Origin of the sequence: Marinilabilia salmonicolor JCM 21150 (assembly GCF_000259075.1) — a bacterium.
GTDB lineage: Bacteria > Bacteroidota > Bacteroidia > Bacteroidales > Marinilabiliaceae > Marinilabilia > Marinilabilia salmonicolor.
In genome coordinates this window covers 1-24,677 of sequence record NZ_AJKI01000036.1, presented here as the reverse complement: position 1 = coordinate 24,677, position 24,677 = coordinate 1, and the positions used below count along the sequence as shown (strand labels likewise).

The 24,677-nt window shown below is 39.7% G+C and carries 12 protein-coding genes; all 12 read right to left on the bottom strand.

The genetic code is table 11. The annotated features are described in order from the left end of the window. Positions 1 to 13: 13 nt before the first annotated feature. A complete protein-coding gene (locus W7W_RS0116175) occupies positions 14 to 1,438 on the bottom strand; it encodes a hypothetical protein (RefSeq protein WP_029510643.1) in 1,425 nt (474 codons plus the stop codon). A 78-nt stretch (positions 1,439 to 1,516) separates the two neighbouring features. Then, positions 1,517 to 1,720: a hypothetical protein gene (locus W7W_RS23580; protein ID WP_148660954.1), complete on the bottom strand. Its 204-nt coding sequence runs from the start codon at positions 1,718 to 1,720 to the stop codon at positions 1,517 to 1,519. Positions 1,721 to 1,980: 260 nt separating this feature from the next. Next, positions 1,981 to 4,218: a beta-glucosidase BglX gene (bglX, locus tag W7W_RS0116165; protein WP_025007218.1), complete on the bottom strand. Its 2,238-nt coding sequence runs from the start codon at positions 4,216 to 4,218 to the stop codon at positions 1,981 to 1,983. 79 nt (positions 4,219 to 4,297) lie between these two features. Next, positions 4,298 to 6,139 (bottom strand): glycoside hydrolase family 2 protein, encoded by a 1,842-nt coding sequence (locus W7W_RS0116160; RefSeq protein WP_010664730.1) that lies wholly within the window; start codon positions 6,137 to 6,139, stop codon positions 4,298 to 4,300. Between the two features lie 224 nt (positions 6,140 to 6,363). Further along, complete coding sequence (locus W7W_RS22955; RefSeq protein WP_010664729.1) at positions 6,364 to 7,653, bottom strand: hypothetical protein; 1,290 nt, start codon at positions 7,651 to 7,653, stop codon at positions 6,364 to 6,366. A 111-nt stretch (positions 7,654 to 7,764) separates the two neighbouring features. Then, the gene (locus W7W_RS0116150) at positions 7,765 to 10,308 is read right to left on the bottom strand and encodes a glycoside hydrolase family 3 C-terminal domain-containing protein (RefSeq protein WP_010664728.1); all 2,544 of its coding nucleotides are present in this window, start codon (positions 10,306 to 10,308) and stop codon (positions 7,765 to 7,767) included. 54 nt (positions 10,309 to 10,362) lie between these two features. Next, entirely contained in the window at positions 10,363 to 12,690 is a 2,328-nt protein-coding gene (locus W7W_RS0116145; protein WP_010664727.1) for a carbohydrate-binding protein, read from the bottom strand. A gap of 270 nt (positions 12,691 to 12,960) precedes the next feature. Further along, on the bottom strand, positions 12,961 to 14,094 hold the full coding sequence (locus W7W_RS0116135) for a glycoside hydrolase family 5 protein (RefSeq protein WP_010664726.1): 1,134 nt from the start codon (positions 14,092 to 14,094) through the stop codon (positions 12,961 to 12,963). Positions 14,095 to 14,193: 99 nt separating this feature from the next. Further along, on the bottom strand, positions 14,194 to 15,594 hold the full coding sequence (locus tag W7W_RS0116130) for a carbohydrate-binding protein (protein ID WP_010664725.1): 1,401 nt from the start codon (positions 15,592 to 15,594) through the stop codon (positions 14,194 to 14,196). Between the two features lie 146 nt (positions 15,595 to 15,740). After that, the gene (locus W7W_RS0116125; RefSeq protein WP_025007215.1) at positions 15,741 to 17,297 is read right to left on the bottom strand and encodes a RagB/SusD family nutrient uptake outer membrane protein; all 1,557 of its coding nucleotides are present in this window, start codon (positions 17,295 to 17,297) and stop codon (positions 15,741 to 15,743) included. A gap of 33 nt (positions 17,298 to 17,330) precedes the next feature. Next, positions 17,331 to 20,315 carry a SusC/RagA family TonB-linked outer membrane protein gene (locus tag W7W_RS0116120; RefSeq protein ID WP_010664723.1) on the bottom strand — a complete coding sequence of 995 codons (2,985 nt, stop codon included), beginning with the start codon at positions 20,313 to 20,315 and terminating at the stop codon, positions 17,331 to 17,333. Positions 20,316 to 21,043: 728 nt separating this feature from the next. Continuing rightward, complete coding sequence (locus W7W_RS0116110; RefSeq protein WP_081485195.1) at positions 21,044 to 24,625, bottom strand: hybrid sensor histidine kinase/response regulator transcription factor; 3,582 nt, start codon at positions 24,623 to 24,625, stop codon at positions 21,044 to 21,046. Between the last annotated feature and the right edge of the window lie 52 nt (positions 24,626 to 24,677).

Here is a 24,677-nt window from a genome sequence, read left to right as displayed (position 1 = left end):
TCCTACAAAACGCTTATTTATCCAGATATTGAATTAGTTCATAAACATGATCATTCAACAGCTTCATGTTTTTTACCAAAGGCTCATAAGGTTCGAAAGCACTGTTTACAATCCCTTTGTTAGAATCACGGTTTGAAGGATCTGTAGTTAAATCTTCCGGATCATTATCCTGATAGGTAAACCAATGCCATCCTACGCAAGCTTTGCTTTTGAGTAATTCAATGATAAAATTCTGATAGAAAAGTCCCCGGTCATTCTGTGTACGAACATTCCACCCTGCTCCTGTATTATTCGGCAGTCCTGAATCCTCACCTTTGGTGTACCACTCTGTTATGATGAAAGATTTGCCAGACCAATTTGTCCAATTTTGCATAATCTCCTGAACAGGCTCCCATTTTCTGTAATGATTAATGGATATAATATCCATATACTGACCGGCAATTTTAAATATTTCAGGATTACTTAATTCCTCTGATTCCTGGTTAAACCGACATCCCAGATAAAGATGATTTGGGTCGTATTTTCGAATAGCAGCAGCTACCTTTTTCATATAAGTTTCAAAATAGAAACCGGTAAATGCCAACCTGTCTTGCTCTGTAATATCATTCAGTGAAGCATTTTTCCCTTTTCGCTCATCCAGCCATTTCTTTGCAGCAATATATCCAGCCTCATCCTTTCCCAGGTATTTAAGGTGGCGATCAAGTGCATCATTTTTCCATGGTAGTTCATTATCGGTATAATAACCTAATAGATTCTTGTCATTGGCGTACCTGGCAATTTTAGAAATTTCTTCCTCCACATGGACATCAAACTCTGGGTCAAAAACCATTGCCAGATCATACCGGTATCCCTGCCATCCGGCCATTTCGTATTCTCCTCCAAATTTCTTGATGTGTTCTCTCTTATAGCTGCCCATTGGGTTAACAATAACGGTGTAAGCAAGATCCACATCATTTTGGCGTAAAAGATCCACCGCCGACCAGGCTCCGGCACCATTGAATCCGTATTCTTTAAGCATCTGACTCTCCTGAACAGCCCAATTATCATTGGATCCATATTTTTGTTTCAAAGCCGACTTTTGGTTATCAGATCTTCCCGGTCTGAAAACAGCCACCCCTTTATGAATAAACGGATAACCTTCGGGATCGATAATCCACCAGCGGTTATTTCTTTTTTCAACCCTGTAAAAACCGGTTCCGGCCAATTGAAAAGTCTTCCACCCCCCATATACACTTGTTTCCGGATCTTTAGAATAATCAAATGCCGGCAAGCCGTCAATAGTTCTGGCAGTATAAGTTTTCCAGTTTGGATCTGTTGCGTTCTGCCGGGCCTCTACCTTTTGAAAGGAAACCTTTTCTTTTTTTGAGGAATTATCGCATGAAATCATACTCAGGATGATAACAGTCATTAGTAGTAGGGAACTTGCTGTTTTTTTCATTAATTAAATTTTTAGGTTTTCACATCAGGATTAAGTCTGGCCAAAAGCACCGGGTTCCCAGACACCCTTTTTTATTATCTACTGAACAATCAGTTTTAAAAACCTGACTTCTGAATTTCCCAAAGTCAATTTCATAATAAAGAAACCAGATGAATTAACGTTAAAAGAAATCCTATGGCGGCCTGCACTCATATACTCATCTTTAATCGTATCAATCAACTGGCCTGATGCAGTAAAAATCCGGACCAGAACCATCGAAAGAATTGTAAATCTGTTTTTCATCAGTATAAAATTTATCTAAGTTATTGGTCTGATGGAACTCGCATGTAAGAGATTTATACATTGTCTTTTGTGGCATCTTTTGCCATGCTCGTTTCATACGTTTAAAATTCATAATCAGGCCCATCGTTTAATTCTAAATTTGAGAACGTATGGAACCGCTCCGCTCTTACATACCCCGATGGCTATCAGGATTAATCATTGCCTGTGGCGAACTTTTGATTAAAAAAGTTCATGTTCGTTTCATTGCAAGGAAATTTAAGTTAATTTATAATTGAAAAATCACTGAAAAGTCCTTCCTGACTATTTCCTCCTACCATTATGGAAAATTCCCCCGCTTCAACCACATCTCCATCATTCCAAAAGGACAACTCCGACATGGGCAGATGAAAAACAACATCTTTAGTCTCTCCGGGCTGAACCAATACTCTTTGAAAGCCCTTTAGCTCCTTAACAGGCCTGACTACAGAAGCTGACTTATCAGCAGTGTATAACTGAACAATTTCAGTTCCCTGGAAATCTCCTGTATTGGACAACTGAACTGAAACCCTCAGTGTATCGGAAGGATGAAAGCTGGAATTCGAAAGGTTCAAATCGCTATACTCAAAACTGGTATAGGACAAACCGTAACCGAAGTGAAATAACGGATCAAAACCGGCATCCAGATAATAAGAAGTATTACCTAAAGAAGACTGACGGGCTTCCAGCGGAATGTCATCAATCAAAACTTCGGTACCTCGTGCAGGTCGCCCGGTCGAGTTGTGATTGTAAAAAACAGGAATCTGCCCTACCATCTTTGGAAATGTTACCGGTAATTTACCAGAGGGAACTGTTTTTCCAAATAAAATATCCGCAATAGCAGGGCCTCCCATAGTACCAGGGTGCCAGGCATAGATTACTGATTTGGACAACTCCACTTCAGTACCAATGGTTAACGGCCGTCCTGCCATCACCACAGTCACCAGCGGAGTGCCTGCCTCACTTAACGCAGAAATTAACTCCAATTGAGCACCTCTCAAATTTAAATCAGCTAAAGAATGGGCCTCTCCCGAAAGGATGGATTCCTCACCCACAAAAGCAATAACAACATCGGATTTGCGTGCAGCGGCTAATGTTTTAGAAAATTTTGACCGATCCTTGTCACGACTGTATTTTAGTGTGGGCTCATAAATGATATTCACTTTGTCGCCATATAACTGGCGAAGAGCTTTTAGCGGAGTGATGGTTTTTTCCTTTTCTCCGTCAAACACCCAGGTCCCCATTTGGTCGTGCGGAGCATCAGCAAGCGGTCCCACCACACATATAGTTTTAACAACAGACGAAATCGGCAGGGTCTGATCCTCATTCTTCAATAAAACCATTGATTCTTCGGCAGCCATTTTGGCCGCATCAAGGTGTTCCTTAGAGTAAGCAACTCTTGGGTCTTCCTCAGATATATATGGATTATCAAAAAGTCCCAGCCTTAGCTTTAGACGCAAAATATTGCGAACAGCATCATCAATGGTTTTTTCACTGACTTTCCCCTCATTAATAAGGTCCTTAATGTTTGTAAAATAGCACTCGGAAACCATTTCCATATCAAGACCTGCATTTACAGCTTTTAAAGCGGCCTCTTTTCCATTTTCAGCAAAACCATGGGCAATCATTTCTTTAACAGATGCCCAATCAGAGACCACGACACCATCAAACTTCCATTCATCGCGAAGTATACCGGTCAACAACCAGGGATCTCCTGAAGGCGGAATTCCATCATTGGAGTTAAAAGAAGTCATAATGGTTGCTACTCCCTCCTCAACCGCAGCTTTAAAGGGTGGGAGATAAACATTCCTAAGTTGCCGGGGAGGAATATACGTCGAGTTATAATCTTTGCCTCCTTCTACTGCCCCATACCCGATAAAGTGTTTTGCACAGGCAGCCATTGATGAAGGATTCTTCAGATCATTTCCCTGAAAGCCACGAATCATGGCAGAAGAGAGCTTTGTGGTAAGATAAGTATCTTCGCCGAAACTTTCAGCAATTCGCCCCCATCTTGGATCGCGCGAAATATCCATCATTGGCGCAAATGTCCATCGAATTCCATCCTGAGTGGCTTCCCTTGCAGCCACTCGTGCTCCCGTCCCCACAATTGAAGGATTAAAAGATGCAGCCTGGCCCAGGGGAATCGGAAAAATGGTCTTGTACCCATGAATTACGTCTCTGGCTATCAGCAAAGGAATACCCAAACGACTCTCCTCCAGGGCAATTCTTTGAATTTCGTTGATCAACTCCGGTTGCTCAATATTCAGGAGGGACCCTACTTCACCATTCCTAATCCGGCTCATTAATTTCTCATCCGGATTTCGACCGTTGAGCTGGTTCATTTGCCCGATCTTTTCTTCCAATGTCATTCGGGACAATAAACTTTCTACTCTATCCTCTATTTGATTGGTTTCCTTTGACTCACTGCATGCAGCCGTTCCTAAAAGCACAATCCCAATCAAAAAAAACAATAACTTTCTCATATTCATTATTTTTCCGGAGCTGCCATCACAATAACAATTATTCTGAGAGCAGCTCCAGTTAATATTTAGGCAGACTTTTTCAGAACTGCTCTTTTTTCATTCGGTAATACTCCTGAAGGATATAGAAAGCTTTCTTTTTGTTCCCGGTTTCAGAAATCAATCCTTTACGGTTCCATCCATCCTGAATATCAGGCAAAACACGGCGGGGTGACCGGAAATCAGCCAAAATCCAGGGAGTCATACCCCTGAGTTGAGGAATTTTTTCAAGCATTTTTACAGTTTCTCTATAGAGCTCTTCCTGATACTCCTCAGTCCAAAGAGCTTCTTTTTCTCCATGCAGGCCTTGAAGTGCACCGGCACCGAATTCAGAAATAATTACGGGTTTATTGAACTGGATATCAAACTCCGCAGTTTTAAGCTTGTCATTTCTACCATCATACCATCCTATGTATTCATTGAAGGCAATAATATCCACATATTTCTGTAGCGGATCTTCCACAACCTGAGTATTTTCAGTTCCTTCTTTGGTATGGCGCTCCAGAGCCGCACTCACAAGACGAACGGGATCCATCTGATTGGCTTTTTCTATCAGGCTTTTCAAAAACTCTGTCCGCGGAGCAGAAACAGGTGTTTCGTTGGCGACAGACCAAACAACCACGGAAGCACGGTTTTTATCGCGGGTAATCATAGAAGTCAGCTGGTTTTCAGCATTTTCATAAGTTGCTTCATTTTGCCATTGAATGGTCCAGTAAACAGGTACTTCAGACCAAACCATAATACCCATTTCATCGGCTACCCGGGTCATATTTTCATTATGAGGATAATGCGCCAGACGCACAAAATTGCATCCCAGCTCCTTGGCCCAGCCAAGCAGCATCCGTGCATCCTCCTCGGAGTAGGCACGACCACCGCGCATACCATTTTCTTCATGAATACTAATACCCCGGAGAAATACAGACTCATCGTTTAATAATATATCGGAACCCTGCACCAAAAGCGTACGGAAACCTATTCTTTCAGAAACCAAGTTGTCGTCAAACATCAGATTTACATCATACAAATGTGGATTTTGAGGCGACCAAAGAGTCAATTTCTTAGCTTTTACGGTACCTGTAGCCACTCCTCCTTCATTGGTTGTAAGTGTACTTTTTATTCCGGCTTCCGGAATATCCAGAATTACCTCCCGACCGGCTTTATCAGATCCGTTTAATGTGACAGAAACTTCGATTACATCATCATCTCCCTCTGCAAGCTGAATGTAATAATCCTGTATAAAGGTCTCTGGCACCTCAACTATTTTAACGTCACGTGTTATTCCACCATAATTCCACCAATCGGTATTTACAGTTGGGACCTTTTCCAGTCCGCGACTATTATCAGCTTTAACAATCAGAAAATTCTCACCTTCTTTAAGCTTATCAGTAATTTCATAATTAAAAGGTGTAAAACCGCCGATATGCTTGCCAAGCTTTTGTCCGTTCAGGTAAACATCCGCTTCGTAATTAACAGCTCCAAAGTGTACAAACTGACGGCTGGCCTCATCCTTTGGCTGGTATTTAAAAGCTTTGTAATACCAGACGGTCCCCTCATAATAGAAGAGCTTTTCTTTTTGAGAATTCCAGTCACCGGGAACAAGAATATTATCGGCTTTGGTAAAATCATATTCCACTCTTTCCGAAGGATCCTGCTGCTGATAACCAAGGAAAAATGATTCCGATTTACTGGGATTTTCCTGCAAATCACGCACCGTTCTGCGGTAGTCATAATATCCAAGTTCGTAAGGATCTACCAGGTATTTCCAAACACCATTAAGCGTCATTGTCTGTCTGTTTTCCACATTGGTTATCTGGGGTGTTTGTGCCACCATATTGGAAACCATAAAAAACAGCATTAATTGAATAAGTAATTTTGATTTCTTCATGTTCTTCTATTTTTCAAAAACGGTTTTACAATCTTTTTTTAAAATCTACCTTCTCATTATTAATCAGCACATTTCTATATTATTACATTTCTTTTTTTATCTAACCTGGATTATTCATAAATTATCTATTACAATGTTCAACGACCTTATAAATAAACCAGGCTAAAGAAATTCCGATTAATCCATTCTTCCTGCCGGAAAAACTATTATCCAAAACCTGATCGTTAAAATCTTGGATTAACAATATTATTAAACATAGACCCAAAGGTGTAGCTGATGCCAATATTTGAATAATACTCAAAATTTGTCGCCAATTCCTTTTGTTGTGTCAGCACCTCTTCCGTTGTTGCATCTCCTTTTCGCAGAGCTAACTGGTCATGAATAAAGGAAGCCCCGGCATTGAAATAGACACTCAACCCTTTGATAATATTTACATTTATTGAAGACCTGAAACTCATACGGTTTTTCGAAAAATCATGGAAATAATGGAGCAAATCCATACTTAAATCCACAGTGCCCCATTTTCTTCTTACTTCATAATCCAACGCCAGGCTTTGACGAGCAAGGTTTTCTTCCGTTTTTCCAAAAATTGTTGAATCCTGATATTCATTATACACATATTCGGGCTTGTATAAAACTGTCAGCTGACTTGTTGAAGCCTCCTTGTAAGGAAAAACGCTAAATTCAATAGCAGGTGACAAACGGTAAGACTGATCCAGATTATCATATTTCGATGACCGAAAACCGGCAAAACCTCCAACAGACCAGTGTTGCGAAAGACTGCTCACCCATAAACCATCAAAATCATAGGTCTTATGAATACTGACAACAGTCTCGGAGTTAATATCGAAAACTTCCCTTTCATAATCAGCCTCAAGATCCAGTTCAAGTTTTATCTTTTCCGTAACTTTATTCGCCTCAATCTCGCCTCCAAATTCATATTTCTCTTTTGATTCCTCGAGGTCAAAATCTCCATCTGCGGAAATTTTAAAAATCCAGTTATTCCAGTTATCTTTTTCAGGCAGTGTTGGAGTTGCAGGACTTACGAATTTGATGGTTTGACTTTCCCAAAGAGAGGTTTTATTTAGATATGGAGTTAAACCACTCCTCAATGCATGAAGGATTTTTTCACGCTTCATATCTTCACTCGCATCCGCGCTAACATTAAATCTCAAAGTATCCTGCAAAATTTGGTACCTCTTTTGGCCAAACAAAAAAACGGAATACCGGTCACCACGGTTAGCTGCACCCTCAAGGGTTACCATCACATGCACATCGGCATCTTTTCGATCGCGAACATAATTGACATAATTTATTTCCCTTTTTATATAATCAATGTCACAAAAAGAACAATCCCAGTACACATTCAGCCCCCGGTCATTTTGAAGAGCCTGCGCAATGGAGCCATCCAAATTCCTTGCCTGAACAAAATCCAGGTTAACAAATAATAAAATAAAAACCCCCAATCCGGAAGTTAAAAACTTATATATCTCTGTAAACCTAAAATATTTCATCAGTATAAAATTAATCTAAGTCATTGGTCTGATGGAACTCGCGATTCTTTTATACATGCCCTTTTGTGGCTGATTTGAAAAATCAAAGCTCCATGCTCGTTTCATTGGTAATTATTTTATTAATTCAGCGATTTCAGAAGGAATAACCCTTCCATCCGGGACCTTTAATAATCCCTGACAAGAATTATTACTAATATTTAACTCATCGACATTAACCAGCTCAACACGTGCTGTTATGTTAGAATCTCCATTAACTGCCTTCCAGTTTATTCCTTGCACTCCCTGGGCACAAGCCTGTTTCATCCCTCCCACAGGAATTGAAATGGATTTTGAATAATAACGAGCCACTTCTTTGTCATCTACATAAAACCGGATAAGATGTCCCTCGCCATTTTTAGTAGCACCGGTGCCATTATTGATCAGAGATGCCATAAATACCACTTCATCCCCTTCTTTGGGGTAAGCTGGCATGGTACGAATGTTACTCACGGTAAGATCAGGCTGATCATTAGCTGCCTTTAAAAAGAACTCACTTTTTAAAGGCAAGTAATCCGAAGCGCCACCAACCTCGACAAAAAACACCCCTGAAGGCACCTGGTAAGCACCTGATTCCTGATTGTAAACATAAAAATCTTCCGGAGTAAGCGTAAAAGTTACAGATTTGGTTTCACCAGGGCTCAATTGTATCTTTTTAAAATTCCGCAATTGTTTTTCAGGCATTGGGATATTTGGCGATATTTCACCAGTTGAAAGATAAAGTTGAGCAACTTCCTCGCCGGGAATTTCCCCGGTATTTTTCAAATCAAATGTTACTTCTACTAAATCTCCAACATTGGCATCTGCATTATTAAGACTGATATTGCTGTACTCAAAAGAGGTATAACTCAAGCCGGCACCAAATGCGAATTCTGGCTCAATATTTTGGGAATCGAACCATCGATAGCCTACTCCTTTGTAAACCATATTGCGGAAATCCGTACTTATTGGAATTATCTGACTATCGTCTTTAGGAATGGAGGCAGGTAATTTTCCGGATGGATTATAGTTCCCCATCAATACATCGACGATGGCTCTTCCAGCCTCCTGACCAGGATAAAATGCATAAACCAATCCTTTAATATCATTAATGACAGGGGTAACACTACAAGGGCCTCCTGAAATCACCACCAAAATGATATTAGGGTTAACCTTTGCGAGTTCTTTAATCAAGTCAATTTGAGCATCGGGTAATACTACAGTCCCATTGGCCCTGTCGGGGCGTGTAATGGCTCCTCCCCCTTTTTCGTCGGCCTCCTTATTCAGAAAATAACCTTCGCCCTCGAGAGTACTATCAAGTCCGGCAACAAACACCACATATTCAGAGATTTTTGCTGCTTCAATGGCTTCATCAAATTTATTTTCATCCCGACTATTGATATTACATCCTTTACTGTAGTTGATGCGCTCATCACCAAGCATATCTTTCAATGCCTTTTCCACAGGAATACGGTAGGAAGGTAAAACATTGGAACTACTATGTCCGTCAAGGGGTAGTACTCCTGCATTGGGTCCGATCACGGCTACTGATTTAAGCTCATTTTTGTTGAATGGTAAAATGTTCTCTTCATTTTTAAGAAGAACCAGACTTTTTAACCCACTCTCATAAACCAACTCACGATGTTCCTCGCTATCAATAACACGCTTAGGCGTGATCGGCTTTCCATCAATCATGCCCGAGACAACTTTAGTTCGCAAGACATTTCGGCTAGCACGATTAACCAAGCTGCTGTCAAACCGGCCGCTCTCAACCCCTTCTGGAAGCTCTTTAATATACAGATCGTTGCCTTCACAAAAATCAAGTTCAGCATTCAGTGCTTTCTGAGTATCACTAAATCCACCCCAGTCGCACATAGTATAATAATCAAAGCCCCAGTGATCACGGAGCACGTCCTTAATCAAAAATTTATTTTCGGCGCATTTATCACCATTCACCCAGTTGTAGGCACACATCACAGATAATGCACCTCCGGCTTGAATGGTTCTTTTCCAATGATACCCCCAAAATTCCACCAGGCTTCGTTGATCACTAAGGTAATTATTGGTTCTGCGATTGGTTTCGTAAGTATTTAGGTTGTAGTGTTTGATGGTTCCAAAAACAGAAGTCGTGTTTTGTCCCTTCACAAAGGCCTCTGAGATCCTGCCTCCTAAAAAAGGATCTTCCCCAATGGTTTCAGGCGCACGACCTATACGTGGATCTATCAGTAAATCAAGAGTAGGACCGGCAATGCGATCACGACCACGGGCAGCCTGCTCCAGGGCAATAGCCCGCCCTACTCGTGTAATTAATGCCGGATCCCAGGTGGCTGCCATACCTATAGTGACCGGGAAAGAAGAAAATCCTTTGGCCCCGTTTCCAATTCCATGTGGACCATCGCTACCAGTAAACTGGGGGATTCCGAGACGCTCATTGCCATCAGTTTTGTAATATAGCTGTTCAATTTTTTCCTGCATACTCATAGATCCCAGAATAGTATCCAATCTTTGCTCAAGAGCATCTTCGGTTTCAACCATTTCGGGAGTGCATCCCCAGGAGCACACAGAAAGAAGCACCATTATAGAAGGCAATAAAAATGATTCAAATTTAAACTTGACGCTGACAATATCTGATTTCTTCATCTTCATTGTGTATTTCTTAAATTTTTCTTTCCTTTCCCGGTTTCTCACTAATCCTTAATGAGTGATTTGGAATTTCCGGGTCAACTGCCCGGTTTGACTGGCAACAGAGACAAGATAAATACCACACGCCCAATCGGAGGTGCTTATTTCCTTTTGTTCCCTTCCTGAATATTTTGATTTATAAATAGGCTGCCCGTTCATGTTTATTACACTAATCACAGATTTACCCAAATCCTGATTGGCCTCTATTAGAATAGACCGGGTACGACGATTGTAAACAGCATTAACCATACGATCAAAAAGCATATCATGGCTTGAAGTATCCCCGGTCTTGACAAATGAAATCCAGTCAAGATTAAAACTTCCCCCATAAAAGTCCAGACGCATTTCTATGGGTTCCGCACTTGCAATTTCAACATTTTCAAGCGTAATGGTTTCCCATTCCTGCCAGTCCCCCGTAGAGTAAGGTTCTACACTGCCCACAATATTGCCTCCCAATGACAAATCAATTCGTTTTTCAGCAGTAGTGTTGTCACTGGCTATACTAAATGAGACATCATAAGTATCAGGTGTAACATCCGCAATCAAATATTTCAACCATTCACCTTCATTTATATACCCAACATTAAAACCACCCTGAGAACGGGATTGAACATCAACACCTGTTTCACGGTATTCTTCTCCTTTATTTAACTCATTATCTTCGTCCTGATATCCGACACCTGCTTCATTATCATTAAAATCTTCAGCCTGAATGGTTCCGGGAATAGCATGAGGGCCATTGTATGCCACAGAAGCCGGCGGTTCAGGAGTCATCGAAGACGTAACCGCGGTGTATTCAGATTTCCCCAATGAATTATATGCTCTGATCCTATAGCTATAAGAAGTTTCAGATTCCAGCTCTATATCAGAATAGGAGGTAGAATTAGGGGGCAACACAGTTAGCAGTTCAAATCCATTGATCCCTTCTCTTTCAAGCAAAAAACCCTGTTCATATTCCGATTGGTCGATCCAGTTTAATTCAATTGAATTAAAAGAGACAGGATTGGATTCTAAGTTAGCAGGGCTCGCAGGCACTTCTGAAGCTACTTTAAATGAAGAATAAACAGGAGCCAATTCCCTATCAAAATCATCACTTGTATAATTTATTTTGATAATTGAATCGCCTCTGAAAATCATTACCTGGGTAGCCCGGGGAGCAATGATATCTGAATAGCTGTCAGTTAGTCCTGCATCCACATTTAATTCATAAGCTCCACCAGTCGAGGTGGTATTATTCAAATGAAGAGAATACTCTTTTGCTTCACCCTCTGCCCGATGCATGACCATTACGGCAGTTTGCTCTTCGTTTTGAGCACCATACACCACAAAATCATTACTGGATGACAGACCATCAACATATTGTCCTTTAAAATATTTAGCAACAAACTCCATGTGTCTGTAGGATGCTCTCGGAGTCATATTCTCTCCATCAATAAAGCTAAAATCTGTCCCCTGCCAATTTCCGCCATTCTCAAACATACTCCAACTGGTAGCATAATTAGCTTCATACTTCATGCACAGGCCAAGAACTCCGCCAAACATCTGGCCGTTTTCCCAGGAATGAACGACCGAACCGCCTTTGGCATTATATTCTCCAATTCCCCATTGCAAGGCATCATCACCGGTACGATTGTAGTCGGCATTTATTTGATCAACTTTTTGTTTAGTCTTTATGATAGCATCCTTGAAGTCTTCAATTCCTTCATAAGCCAGGTTGATATTATCATCCTGCGGATAACGATGCCATGATATCCCATCGCAGTAATAATAATCTTTACCGGGAATTTTCCCTGCTATATCGTTATCTCCGCCAAAAAGGTCATTGACAGCTTCCTCTATATAATAGCACAAATCGGGTCCATATATTTTAATGGAAGGATCCACCTCTTTCATGGCTTCTGCCCGGGGCTTAAAATAGGTTTCAACCATACCGCCAACAGTTGACAGTTCTGGTTTGCCATTTTGCAACCAGGGCTCATTTCCTATGTTCCAATATTTTATCGGGGCAATTTCGTCACTGCTTTCAATATTAAAAAACCGTACCAGCTCTGCAGCTTGTTCAGGAGATTCATACTGCGAAACCTGTAGAATAGGTTCAGCCCCCATAGCCTGAATCTTTTTCACCCAACTTAAAAGGTCAGCCTTGGAAGGTACATTATCATCGAAAGAATGGCCTCCTATCCGGATCGATTGTACACCGGACTCCGCAGTAAGATTCCATACCTCCTCACTCGGGTCGGTATACCAGGCATTGGTTCCTACCAGATTGGGACTTATTTGCTGCGCATTCGCGCTAAAAGCACACAGACCAAAAATCCAAAAAAAATGGATAAATTTCATACGTTTAAAATTTATAATTATTTCCATAGCTTAATTCTAAATTTGAGAACGTATGGAACCGCTCCGCTCTCACATGAACTTCTTTTAATCATTGCCTTTGGCGAACTTTTGATTAAAAAAGTTCATGTTCGTTTCATAATATTATAATTTCGATTGAGTTAGACTAAAAAAACCATTCCCCACTCAGCATTCCTGTTTATGATAGATTTTGAAGCAGGAATATCCTGCCTCAAAATCATCAAATCATGTTAAAATCTGCGGTACATGAACCTAATTATCTTTCTCTTTATACCCTGTTAAGGCATTTAGTATTTTTATGCGGGGTTCACCCGTCTCTCCATCAACAACACCAAATCCTCCTTTGTAATCCCAATTGGCCCAGGCTATGTCATTTTTTTCAAAAACGGCAGTCACATCTGAATACCACTGAACCCTGTCTTCCAGAGGAGTTGTGGGATAGCATCCAAATTCACCGCAATAAAGTTGAAGTCCTCGTTTCTTTGCAAATTCGATGGGCTCCTGAATACGCTCTTCTAAATATTCCCGGTTGTAAAAGGCATCATCGGCAGTAAGACTCTTAATCTGTGAAGAGTCATAACCGGCAAGATCCTCTTCATGAATCGGATGCCCGGGATAGTGAACCGGTCCGTCATAAAATCCTACCTTTGAACTCCAGGGAGCCTGGTAGTGCGTGAAAACATGAGGGCTGTAAAAATGAAAGCTCAAAATAATACACGAATCATTCTCCGGAATTTTGAGTTCATCGAAGGTATTCACAGATTGCCAGCGGTTAGAACCAATAACGACCATTCTGTTGGGCTCTTTTTTCCTCAGAGCTGTCATTGTTTTTGCTACAAGATTGTTCCAGTCTTCCGAATCATCAGCCACAGCCTCATTCAGCAATTCGTAAGCAAGTAAATCATTGGGGTAATCACTTAACTCGTTGGATATTTGCATCCACATATCAACAAAATCATCCTGAGCTTCAGGATCATTCCACAAGGGTCTTACATCAGCATTGAAGTAATGGGAACGTACCACATGAAGATCTGCAATAATTCTCAATCCGTTTTCTTTACTCCATTTAATGGCATTATGCACTAATTCAAAGGCAGCGGTATCTTTAACACCCTCTTCATCCCACAAATGCACTTCATCCATAGGTAAGCGGACATGATCATAACCAAAGCCGGCTATTTTCTTAAAATCTTCCTCATTCATAAAAGAGGCCCTCTCATCGCCTTTCCGGTCTGTTTGAGAAAGCCAGTGACTCAGATTAACTCCTCGTTGAATCGTAAACTCTGAACAGGTTTTTTGCGTAGTTTTGCTTTCAGATGAAACACCACACCCACTGGTCTGAAAAAGGACAAAGAGTAAAACAACAAGATTTACAATATACTTCATAACTAATTTTTTAAGAAAAGAAGTAATAACCTGATTATTAAACCAGGTTATTACTCATTCCTGATTCCACGATCTGCCATTCAGCAAACCGCCATCTTGTTATTCCATGGTCAGATAAATGTCATCTACATACCAATCCCAGTCATCACCAGCTAAAACATCTCCGGCATTACTTCTCAAAACAAGTAAATGTGAGATATCTGCTAAGTCAGGAGTTTCTCCCCCGTCAGCAAAATCGGAAACAGGTATTTTTAGAGAGTGCCAATTACCATCTCTTTCAAATCCATATTTTTTTACGGCATCGTCCAAAGTCACATAACCATTGACACCTCCACCCTGAAGACGTAAATTCATCGCCTTGGTGCAAGTGGTTTTCAAACTAATGTTATAGAATCCATCAGCATATGCAGAAATATCCACATTGTTGAAAGTTGCACCGTCATCGTCTGACTGACGCATTGCTGCCATTACACCCCAGGTATCAACACCATCGAAGATAAATGCAACGGCTTCAGATCCTTCAGCTGCATCATCAGTAAACTCATATGTAAAGCCATTATTTAATTCAGGAACTACAGGCCCTACAGACCCAATGGTTGACCCTTCGGTATAAATTCCGTACTTCTCAATAATTGACTGTGCTGTCACTTCTACTTTGTCCAGGTTGACTCCACCACCGGTGTAGTACAAACGAAGGACTTGTTCGCCAGACTCAAGTTCTATACCTTCAACAACCAAACTGGTATATTCACCCCAGCCACCTGTGTTTTCAAAATCACCAGTCTCACCAAGATCTGTGATTGTATCATCTTCACCTACCAGCTGAATTTTCAGCGAACTTCCGCCATCACTACTTCCTGAAGCCACTGTAAAGTCGAAATCATAAACTCCTGCATTCGCAACATTCACAGTGTACTCTATCCACTCGCCTTCGTTGGAGTAACCAATGTTTGTTCTGGTATCACCCACTTCAATGTCGATGCCGTCATCCGGACGATAGTCTCCGCCTGCCTGGTTTTCAGCTTCTGTATCATGATAGGCAAATCCTTCTCCTCCATTATCATAATCTTCAGCCTCAATAACTCCGGGAATTGCAATGGGCTCATCCCCAAAAGGCCACTGAGAAATTGCAGGTCCTTCTACTTCGATAGTAAATTCCTTTGTTTGGATGGTATTATCAATATGAGTAACACTTAAGATGGCTTTATGACTTCCTCCTATAGGGAAGGTAACCGACACCACTGAATCGGTAGATGTTGCCGGATCTCCGGTCTCAAATGTCCATGAACGATCGTAAACTTTAGTTGACATGTCAGTAAAAGTGATCGATTCACCATAAGATATAGAGGTGGAAGATGCAGTTGCATCAATTGTCCCCGGCTCAAAAAGTTTAACGTCCCAGTCTTTATCAAGTTCAGACTCAGAGCAACCTGACAAGAAAATCATTGCCCCAAAAACAAAGGCAGTGATTTTTTTTGTATGATTAATTATATGCTTCATTTTATTTTTTGTTTTTAGACTTTAATTTAATGACCTGTATTTTAACCTGATTAATTCGGTTTTAAAAAATACAAATCCTGAAATGGCCCGTTCAAGTGCCGGTGTTCTTCGCAAATGAAAAGAACACCAGCATGAACAGTTTAAAATTAATATCCGTCAGCCTGCATATCAGGATTCCCCATCAAATCGATCTGACTTTGAGGCACCGGTAAATTCACCATGTATGGCTGCATAGGTTCATTTACAACGTTTGTAGAAGTTGAACCATACTGATAATACATACTTTGTCTTTCAACCAACAGTCCCATGCGCTTTAACAAAAACCAGCGATTTTTCTCGAAAGCCAGTTCCCTGGCTGATTCTTCAAGATAAGTATCCACATCGAAGGAAGTAAATTCATCCAATCCCGCTCTCGTTCGAATCATATTGATGTACTCCAATGCTTTTGCATTTGCAGGATTCTCATTATCTGCTCTCCAATGTGCTTCAGCACCTAACAAAAGAGTTTCAGCAAAACGGTAGTACAAAACATTCACCCAGCTACTGTTGGTATAGGGATCTTTATCCGCATCGAAAAACTTTTTCAAACTAAAATGATAACGTCTGAAATTGTCATCGTAGGAAGACTCCGGAAGGGGCTCACCGTAATTTTCGTTATCAGGATTGTTCACATACAGTACTTCAGGCATATAATAACTGGTATATCTTTTGTCACTCTCTCTATCATACAGAGACTGAAGATAACTGTTAGGGAAAGCCCACCCGAGAGATTGTCCACCATATTCAGGATCATTAATAATTTCACCTGAACTCAGCTCATAATAACGACTGGTAAAGAAACTTGGCAAAAGATGATAATCTCCACCTGCCAAATTACTACTACCCCCAAGTGTTTCATCAAACTGATAAGTAAATAAAGACTCAGCATGATTACGTTCACCAACAAAAACCTCAGAAGGAGAACCCAGCAAGTGATAAGTTCCATCCTCGACAATTGCGTCAAATTGCGCAGCTGCTTCAGTCCAGTCTTCTTGCCACATTGCTGCCTTACCACGTATGTGCCGGGCCACTCCCTGTCCATATCTTCCATCCTCAACGGCCCAGTCAAGGTGGTCAACAGCAAAATCCAGATCGGAATTAATTAATTTCCATACATCAGCCGTATTAGCAGGTTCGTAAGTCACGGAATCCGTATAGTTCTCCGGAGTAGTCGCGGTAGTATCCAACAAGATGTGCTGATACATACGAATCAAGTCAAGGTATAACTCGCCACGAATTACTTTGGCCTCTGCAAGGATCTGATTCCGTTTCTCTGCATCCATTTCCACCTTTTGAGCATTTATAATGATGGCATTGCAACGATCAATTATTTGATACGAATTTGTCCATTTTTGACCATTAAAAGAAGATGGAGTCATTGTTGAAATCTGGTATGGTCTGAACCAGGTACGTACCAACCCCAAATCAGTACCTGCCATAAAAAAAGCATTGGCCTGGAGGTCGTTGGAATATTGAGGCGGAACATTATGTGTGCGCATCAGATTATACAGAGCATTCACCCCTACCTCTAAACCTTCAGGAGTTGAATAGATATAATCAACCGAGATCGAATCAATTGGCTCTTCCTCAAGAAAATCTTCACAGGAAGTATTAATTAGTAATAGCGAAACAACTATTACCATGAGATATTTTAATTTATTCATTTTAAACATATCAAAATTGTTTGATGGTTATTATTAGAAGGTTATCTGTACACCGCCAACAACGGAAACTGCTTCGGGATAGTCAGCAGGGTTTTTCTCAGGACTATATGATTTATAGTCGGTAAAAGTTAACAGATTGTGGCCGGTACAATAAAAGCGAACATTGCTGAGTCTAATACTTTCCAAAACTGTTTTTGGAAGCGTGTAACCAATTGTCACATTCTGCAATCTCACATACGAAGCATCTTCTAAAGCCAAAGTCCAAATATTTGATCTGTCATTAGATTCCTGAGGACGTGGCCAGTTTCCGGTTGGATTTTCGGGTAACCAGTAATCTTGTTTAATGCCATTGTAAATTCCTCTCAGAGAACCACCTTGATTGTAGTCATAATTGTAATTATTCCAACGTACACGTCCCTGAACCGTCATTACATCTGCTGAAAAATCTAAATTTTTAAATTTAACATCAAAGTTAAACGAGCCATACCATTCTGGATCGGAATGTGTAAGAACCCGATCATCAGCATTAAGAACACCATCTTCGTTTTTGTCTAAAAGCTTAATGTCTCCTGGCTCCATATCGGGCTGGTGTGAATTAACAATATCTTCACCCTCCTGCCAGATACCAATTGGCTTCCATTGGTAATACACATCAATCGGCTCACCAATAAACCAATTATTACCGACATCATCGTCTTCCACTCCATCACCATCCTCATCAGTTCCGTATAGGTGAATAATTTTATTCTTGTTGGCGGAGAACGAAAATCCTGCATTAATAGAGAGATCTCTTTTATCAACAATCACACCATTCATTGAAAGTTCAATCCCCTGGTTTTCTATCTCACCCAAATTGGTCAGCATACTAGTGTAGCCAAGTCCGGCATTCAAGGATTGAGTAACCAAAAGATCTTTGGTTCTTGTATTATAGAATTCAAGGGTACCTGATAAACGATTTCTCCACAATCCGAAATCAACAGCAAGGTTCAAAGTTGTAGAGGTTTCCCATCTTAAATCCGGGTTTGGCAAATTGCTTCCAGGAACATACCCGGATCTCTTTACACCACCAAACATATAGTCGTTTTGATTGGCCGTACTTTGACTTCGATACGGATCGATTGCTTCGTTACCCACACTACCATAACTTGCACGAAGTTTTAAGTTGCTGATAGCGTCAATGTTCTCTATAAATTCTTCCCGATAAACATTCCAGCCTATTGCGGCAGCAGGAAAGTAGCCCCATTTATTGTTTTCACCAAAAACGGTTGATGCATCAGCGCGAGCCGATAGATTCAGATAATATTTATCGTTGAAAGTGTACTGAGCCCTTGCTACAAAAGAAACCAAACCTCGTTCGTTTGCACCGATATTAGGTGTATTAATCTCAGCCGACTCCAGACCATAGATTCCCAACAAATCATTTGGCAACTTATCTGCATCGTTTCGAAAATCAGTGTATTTCGATTGTGTTATACTTTGAACACCTGTTAAACCAAGCTTATGTAGCCCACTCTCGAGGTCGTATGTGACAATATTTTCAAACTGCCACTCTACATTATCCTGATAATATATACTTCCCAGTCCCATTTCACCTCCACGGACACCACTTAGTGACTCCGCAGTAGAATAACTTTCAGTTTTGCGATTCCACGATCTGCGACTGGCATTTAAACGATAATTAAAATTATCAAATGGCTTAACATCAATAAAGATGTTCATAATGTCATTTCTGTCCTGCTTTAGATTAGAAGTTGTTTCAATATCCAAAAGAGGATTGAAACTTTCCTGAACATCAGTAGGATTCAACTTATAGCTTCCATCTTCATTGTAAATCTTTCCCAGTGGAGAGGTTGTGATAGTACGTTCAAGCGTACCACCTGTACCGGGATCATTATTTTCAGAAATTTGCCAGGAAGTGTTGGCTCCAAAACTTAACCAGTCAGTAACCTTCTGGTCGAAGTTAAATCGGATAGTAGCCTTTTGGTAATCAGTACCAGGAACCACTCCTTCCTGATTCATGTAGTTAATACTACTATATACTTTTGTTTCTTCTGTACCAGTTGCTACGCTAAAATTGTGATTTTGAATCGGGGCCACCCGCAGTACTTCCTCTTCCCAATCGACAAATTCACCACTTTCCAACACCTCTAACTCAGTTGCAGTAAAAATATCTTCATCAGGCAGATAATACCCATTATCAGCGCGAAAAGCTTCTCTTCTTAACTGGGCAAATTCCTCACCGGAATACACATCAAAATTTCTTTCTACCGTTTGCATTCCGTAATAGCCGGAATAATTTACAGAAGCCTGACCGGCTTTTGCTCTTTTCGTAGTTAGCAGGATAACACCATTAGACGCCCTTGCACCATAAATAGCCTGTGCTGCAGCATCTTTCAAAATTTCGATGGATGCTATATCATTTGGATTAACATCATTAATCCCACCAATTGGCACTCCGTCAGCTATCACAATCGGGTCGTTACCCCCGTTGATAGAATTCTTTCCCCGGATTAGGATATTCGAAGAACTTCCGGGCCCGGCATCTCCAAGAGTTACAAAAACACCAGCAGCTTTTCCTTTTAACATTTCACCAATGTCAGTTGAAGGTACTTTAGTAACTGATTCAGGTTTTACAGAAACTACAGAACTAATAACGTCACTTTTCTTTTGAACTCCGTAGCCAACCACGATCACTTCATCCATATCAATGGTAGAAGATTTCATGGTAACATCCACAATGCGTTCCCCGGCAACATTCACTTCCTCGGTCTCCATTCCAATAAATGAAAACACAAGAACTTCCTCATTTTCTGGCAAATTAATTGAATAATTACCATCAACATCTGTCACGGTACCGTTGGTGGTACCTTCTACCACAATAGTAACACCAGGTAACGGCATTCCACTGTCATCTGTCACTTTTCCTTGAATGGCTCTTTCCTGAGCCATCAATGTTATTCCCCATACAGATAGGAACAACATCAAGATTGTTTTTTTCAAAAAACGTTTGATCTTCATAAGAATTCTGTTTTTTATTTTGGTTAACAATAAATAGATGCCATTTTAATTTCTTGAAATTTTCAGTGAATTGGGATTTCACTTTTGCTTTTCAAAAGATTTTTTTAACATCTGGAAACAAACTTATTCAGAAACCAGATGGGTGGCATCAGTTTTTTGTAACAAGAAACCAACACTCATGTCACATGATTCAGAAACCATGTAACAAATGTCCATTTCATTTGTAACACACGACAACCAACAAGTTAACTGACTGGGATTTACACACAAAAAACAGAAGACTTTGAAAACAGTGAAATGGTTAGAAATATTGCCACTAAAGAACACAATTATCAAAATATTTTAACCATCCCAAACAAAAAGGACAACAGAAATAAAAACAAAGACATTAAAAGAGATACTTCTCAACGAATTAAAAACAGGATCAAATCAATGGAAAAACTATGACATCAACTTAAAGGAGAGATGGAAAAAAACGTGTATGATTGGATATTCAAAACTACACACTGGCAATACACATAAAATTCTTAAATCCAGGCAGTAAAAAAAACAGGCTTAGTTATTTCATTTGGTATCGAAACAGGCTTATTCGCAACAAACGAATTCTCCCTTCAGGATAAAAAACAACATAAAATTTCAGTCACCATTTCTTAGACAAGCCGAAAAGGGACAAATAGAAACTATAACAAAATACCTGATAAAAAGAAAAATAACGCAGTGTTACCTATTTATGATTCAGAACTTCTTTTATCCTTTTGATAATCAGAAGGAGTATATTCAAATTGTTGTTTGAAACATTTACGAAAATAATCCGCGCTTTCAAATCCAACCATATTTTGCACTTCCTTAACACTTAAATCATTATTTTCCAGCAAGGATGCTGCGCGTTTCAACCGGATATTCCGTATAAATTCCGCTCCTGACAGACTGGTAAGTGCTTTAATTTTCCGATAAAAATGCATCCGGCTCAGACCCAGTTCAGCACTCAGACGCTCAACACTTAGTTTTGGATCTTGAATATTCTCAACGACGTAATCAACTGCTTTTTTTAATAATTTTTCATCTACAGAAGTCACTTTGACATTTTCAGGTTCCAAAAGTGATTTAAGCTGAAAATGAGAGCGAATCAGTTCTCTTTGTTTCAAAAGATTCTTTACTTTCAAAATCAGATATTGCGCACTAAAGGGCTTGGTGACATAATCATCAGCCCCGGTTTCCAGACCTTCCAGTTTAAAATTCAGCGTGCTCCGGGCAGTAAGTAAAATTACCGGGATGTGGCTGATACGGACATCAGTTTTTAATCTTTTGCAAAACTCGATTCCATTCATTTCCGGCATCATAATGTCACTAATAATAATATCCGGCACAACTTCAATGGACTTTTTGAGTCCTTCAACGCCATTTTCTGCTTCTTCTACATAGTATTTTTCTGCAAACAATTCTTTCACAAACCTGCGCACCTCCCCATTATCTTCAACAACCAGCATCGTTGGAACCTCTTTAGAATATTCGCCGGATGAGTCATTATCGATTTGTTCTGAATCTTCCAGTGAAGATATCTCACTTATTTGCAATCTATTCGGATAAAGACTTATATCATCAGAGTCTATATGACGATCAATTTTCTCATCATCAGTCAGTAACGAATCATCGGTACTCAAAAGAACTGAAAATTTGGTAAACCCCTCGCTTTGGGAAGATTTACATCTACTCTCTACCCATATTTTACCTTTATGAAGATCTACCATTCTTTTGGACAATTCCAGTCCAATTCCGATTCCATTAATGTTACCCGTTTCAATATTCTTTTCGCTGTAAAAACGTTCAAAAATAGTTTTAAGCTTCTCCTGAGGAATACCTCTTCCTGTATCTACAATACCAATATCTATGCATTCATTGGTTTTACAAGAGAGTTTAATGCTCTCCGGAAGATCGTTAGTCTTTTTTATATTCAGCGTTAACCGGATAGTTCCTCCTTCCGGAGTATTCTTAAAAGCATTAGAAAGCAGATTATATATAATAATTTCAAGCTTTTCACGGTCATACCAGATAAATTTTTCTTCTATATCGGTTTGAAATTCAAAATTAACACCCCGCGCTAAAGCCATTTCAGAGAAAGCAAAACTAATTTCATTTAGGAAAATAACAATATTACCTTTGGCAGCTTTCAGTTTTTCATTACCCGTTTCAAGCTTTCTAAGGTTAAGCACCTGATCAATTAAGTGCATCATTCGAATCCCGCTTCGCTTAATGTAAAGAAGTTGGCGCTTTAACTGCTCATTGAGTGAACCATGGTCCATTATCTGCTCCAGAGGGGCAAGAATTAATGTTAACGGGGTGCGTAACTCATGAGAAACATCCGTAAAAAACTTCAGTTTAGATTCATGCAATTCCACTTCTTTTTCACGCTTAAACTGCTCGAGACGGAGTTTGTTTTTTAAAAGAGTCCATCTTTGAAAGAAATACAGCAAAACCAGAAAAACAGCCATGTACAATAAATAGGACCACCAGGTTTGCCACCAGGGGGGAAGAACTTTAATATTAATAGATCTAAATGCATGGCCCCATTCAAGTTTATTGGTAGTTGCCTGTATTCTTAATTCGTGCTCACCTGCCGGCAGATAAGTAAAGTTAATCGTTCGCTGTGTTCCAATATTAATCCAATCATTATCAAGGTCTGTCAACAAATAACGGTAATGTATAGCCTTTGGATTCACATAATCAACCCCGGAAAAACTTAATTGAAGGTTTCGCTCATTGTACTTAAGAACCAATTCTTCAAGATTGTTTAGTGGTGAACTTATCTTTGAGCCCGGTGACTCCATAGTTATTTTTTGAAAATTAATCTGAAGTTCAGATAATACCACTGGCGGAAAAGCTAAATAGCCGGAGACTTGATCGGGATAAAAAGTATTATATCCATTAACACCTCCAAAATAAATCATCCCGTCCTTGCCCTTATACACACTTCCCGGCTCAAATTGTAGTCCTTGCAACCCATTTACAACAGAAAAATCAACCGAGTAAATATCGGGTTTCCCATCAGATAAACCTGAAACAATCAATTTTGAAATTCCTTTATTGGTAGATATCCAGTAATTTCCTGAATCATCCTCCACCAATGCATTTACCGTATTATCATTTAAGCCATTAAACTTATTAAAGTTATATCTTTCCCCGTTCTTATAAACAAAGATGCCGGAACTACTCGTACAGAACCACATGTATCCTTCAGAATCTTCAAAGATACAGGTTACATAGTTGAGATCTTCCTCGATTCCTTCAGTCAATTGCGAAAGATCCTGTAAAAATCTGGTATTTTTATCAATACAATTTAATCCAAAATTTCCTGCAGTCCATATATGATGATGACTGTCCTCGAACACAACGTTTACAATATTTCCAACTTCGGGAAAATCATGAAATTCATCCTCAACGGGGTCATAAACCTGAAAAATACCACCATTTAATCCCAGCCAGACCAATCCATCAGAATCCACATAAACATCGTGAATCTGATTGTGATTCAGGGAGTTTTCATCCAACGGATCATGATAATACTTTACAAATTCTTCCTTCTCAACATCAAAGAAGTTAAGGCCATTATAAGTCCCTATCCATAGATTTCCATTCCCATCCGGCGTCATGCACTTAATGTTATTATTGGAAATCCCACCAGACAAATTGGACGTATAATGCTTTATCTGTCCTGTATTTCTGTTTAATTTATTCAGTCCGCCTTCACCAGTGATAATAAATAATTCGCCTTTGTTATTCTCCCAAAAACCATGAACCACATTGCTATTAATTGTATTTTCACTCCCCAGGACTTTCTTATAATGATTGAATAAATTTATCTGTGGATGGTAGTAATTGATCCCTCCGGTATAAGTTGCCAGCCAAACCCCGCCCGATTGATCTTTTATTACATCATGAATAGAGGTATATGAAATGCCTTCTTCAAAATCGGGTGAATAGGTGACATTGTTCACTTTCCACGTATTTTTTTCTAAAATGGATACTCCATCCAAAGTAGCTAACCATAAGCTTTGGTTGTCAATCCAAATTTTCCTGACATAATCGGAAACCAAATTAGCTGACTTTTTATCAAACCATTTTATTTCTTCTGGTTTAGAATTTCTGAAATAAAAAGATCCCAAACCATGCCCCTCTGTAGCAATCCAAAACAAATCATCATTGTCTTTTTTTATATCTCTGATTTCAAATTCATCAATTTCATCCAGGATTTCAGGAGCAATTTTGACTTCATCAAATTCCTTATTTTTTATATCCATTAGATCTAAGTACATGACAAAATATTTATACAATCATTAAACTCCTTGATATTTAAGGCATTCATCA

Excerpts from the sequence above, each read along its gene's own strand:
- W7W_RS0116175 (WP_029510643.1), bottom strand. The coding sequence starts at position 1,438 with ATGAAAAAAACAGCAAGTTCCCTACTACTAATGACTGTTATCATCCTG.
- W7W_RS23580 (WP_148660954.1), bottom strand. The coding sequence starts at position 1,720 with ATGAAAAACAGATTTACAATTCTTTCGATGGTTCTGGTCCGGATTTTT.
- bglX (WP_025007218.1), bottom strand. The coding sequence starts at position 4,218 with ATGAGAAAGTTATTGTTTTTTTTGATTGGGATTGTGCTTTTAGGAACG.
- W7W_RS0116160 (WP_010664730.1), bottom strand. The coding sequence starts at position 6,139 with ATGAAGAAATCAAAATTACTTATTCAATTAATGCTGTTTTTTATGGTT.
- W7W_RS22955 (WP_010664729.1), bottom strand. The coding sequence starts at position 7,653 with ATGAAATATTTTAGGTTTACAGAGATATATAAGTTTTTAACTTCCGGA.
- W7W_RS0116150 (WP_010664728.1), bottom strand. The coding sequence starts at position 10,308 with ATGAAGAAATCAGATATTGTCAGCGTCAAGTTTAAATTTGAATCATTT.
- W7W_RS0116145 (WP_010664727.1), bottom strand. The coding sequence starts at position 12,690 with ATGAAATTTATCCATTTTTTTTGGATTTTTGGTCTGTGTGCTTTTAGC.
- W7W_RS0116135 (WP_010664726.1), bottom strand. The coding sequence starts at position 14,094 with ATGAAGTATATTGTAAATCTTGTTGTTTTACTCTTTGTCCTTTTTCAG.
- W7W_RS0116130 (WP_010664725.1), bottom strand. The coding sequence starts at position 15,594 with ATGAAGCATATAATTAATCATACAAAAAAAATCACTGCCTTTGTTTTT.
- W7W_RS0116125 (WP_025007215.1), bottom strand. The coding sequence starts at position 17,297 with ATGAATAAATTAAAATATCTCATGGTAATAGTTGTTTCGCTATTACTA.
- W7W_RS0116120 (WP_010664723.1), bottom strand. The coding sequence starts at position 20,315 with ATGAAGATCAAACGTTTTTTGAAAAAAACAATCTTGATGTTGTTCCTA.
- W7W_RS0116110 (WP_081485195.1), bottom strand. The coding sequence starts at position 24,625 with ATGTACTTAGATCTAATGGATATAAAAAATAAGGAATTTGATGAAGTC.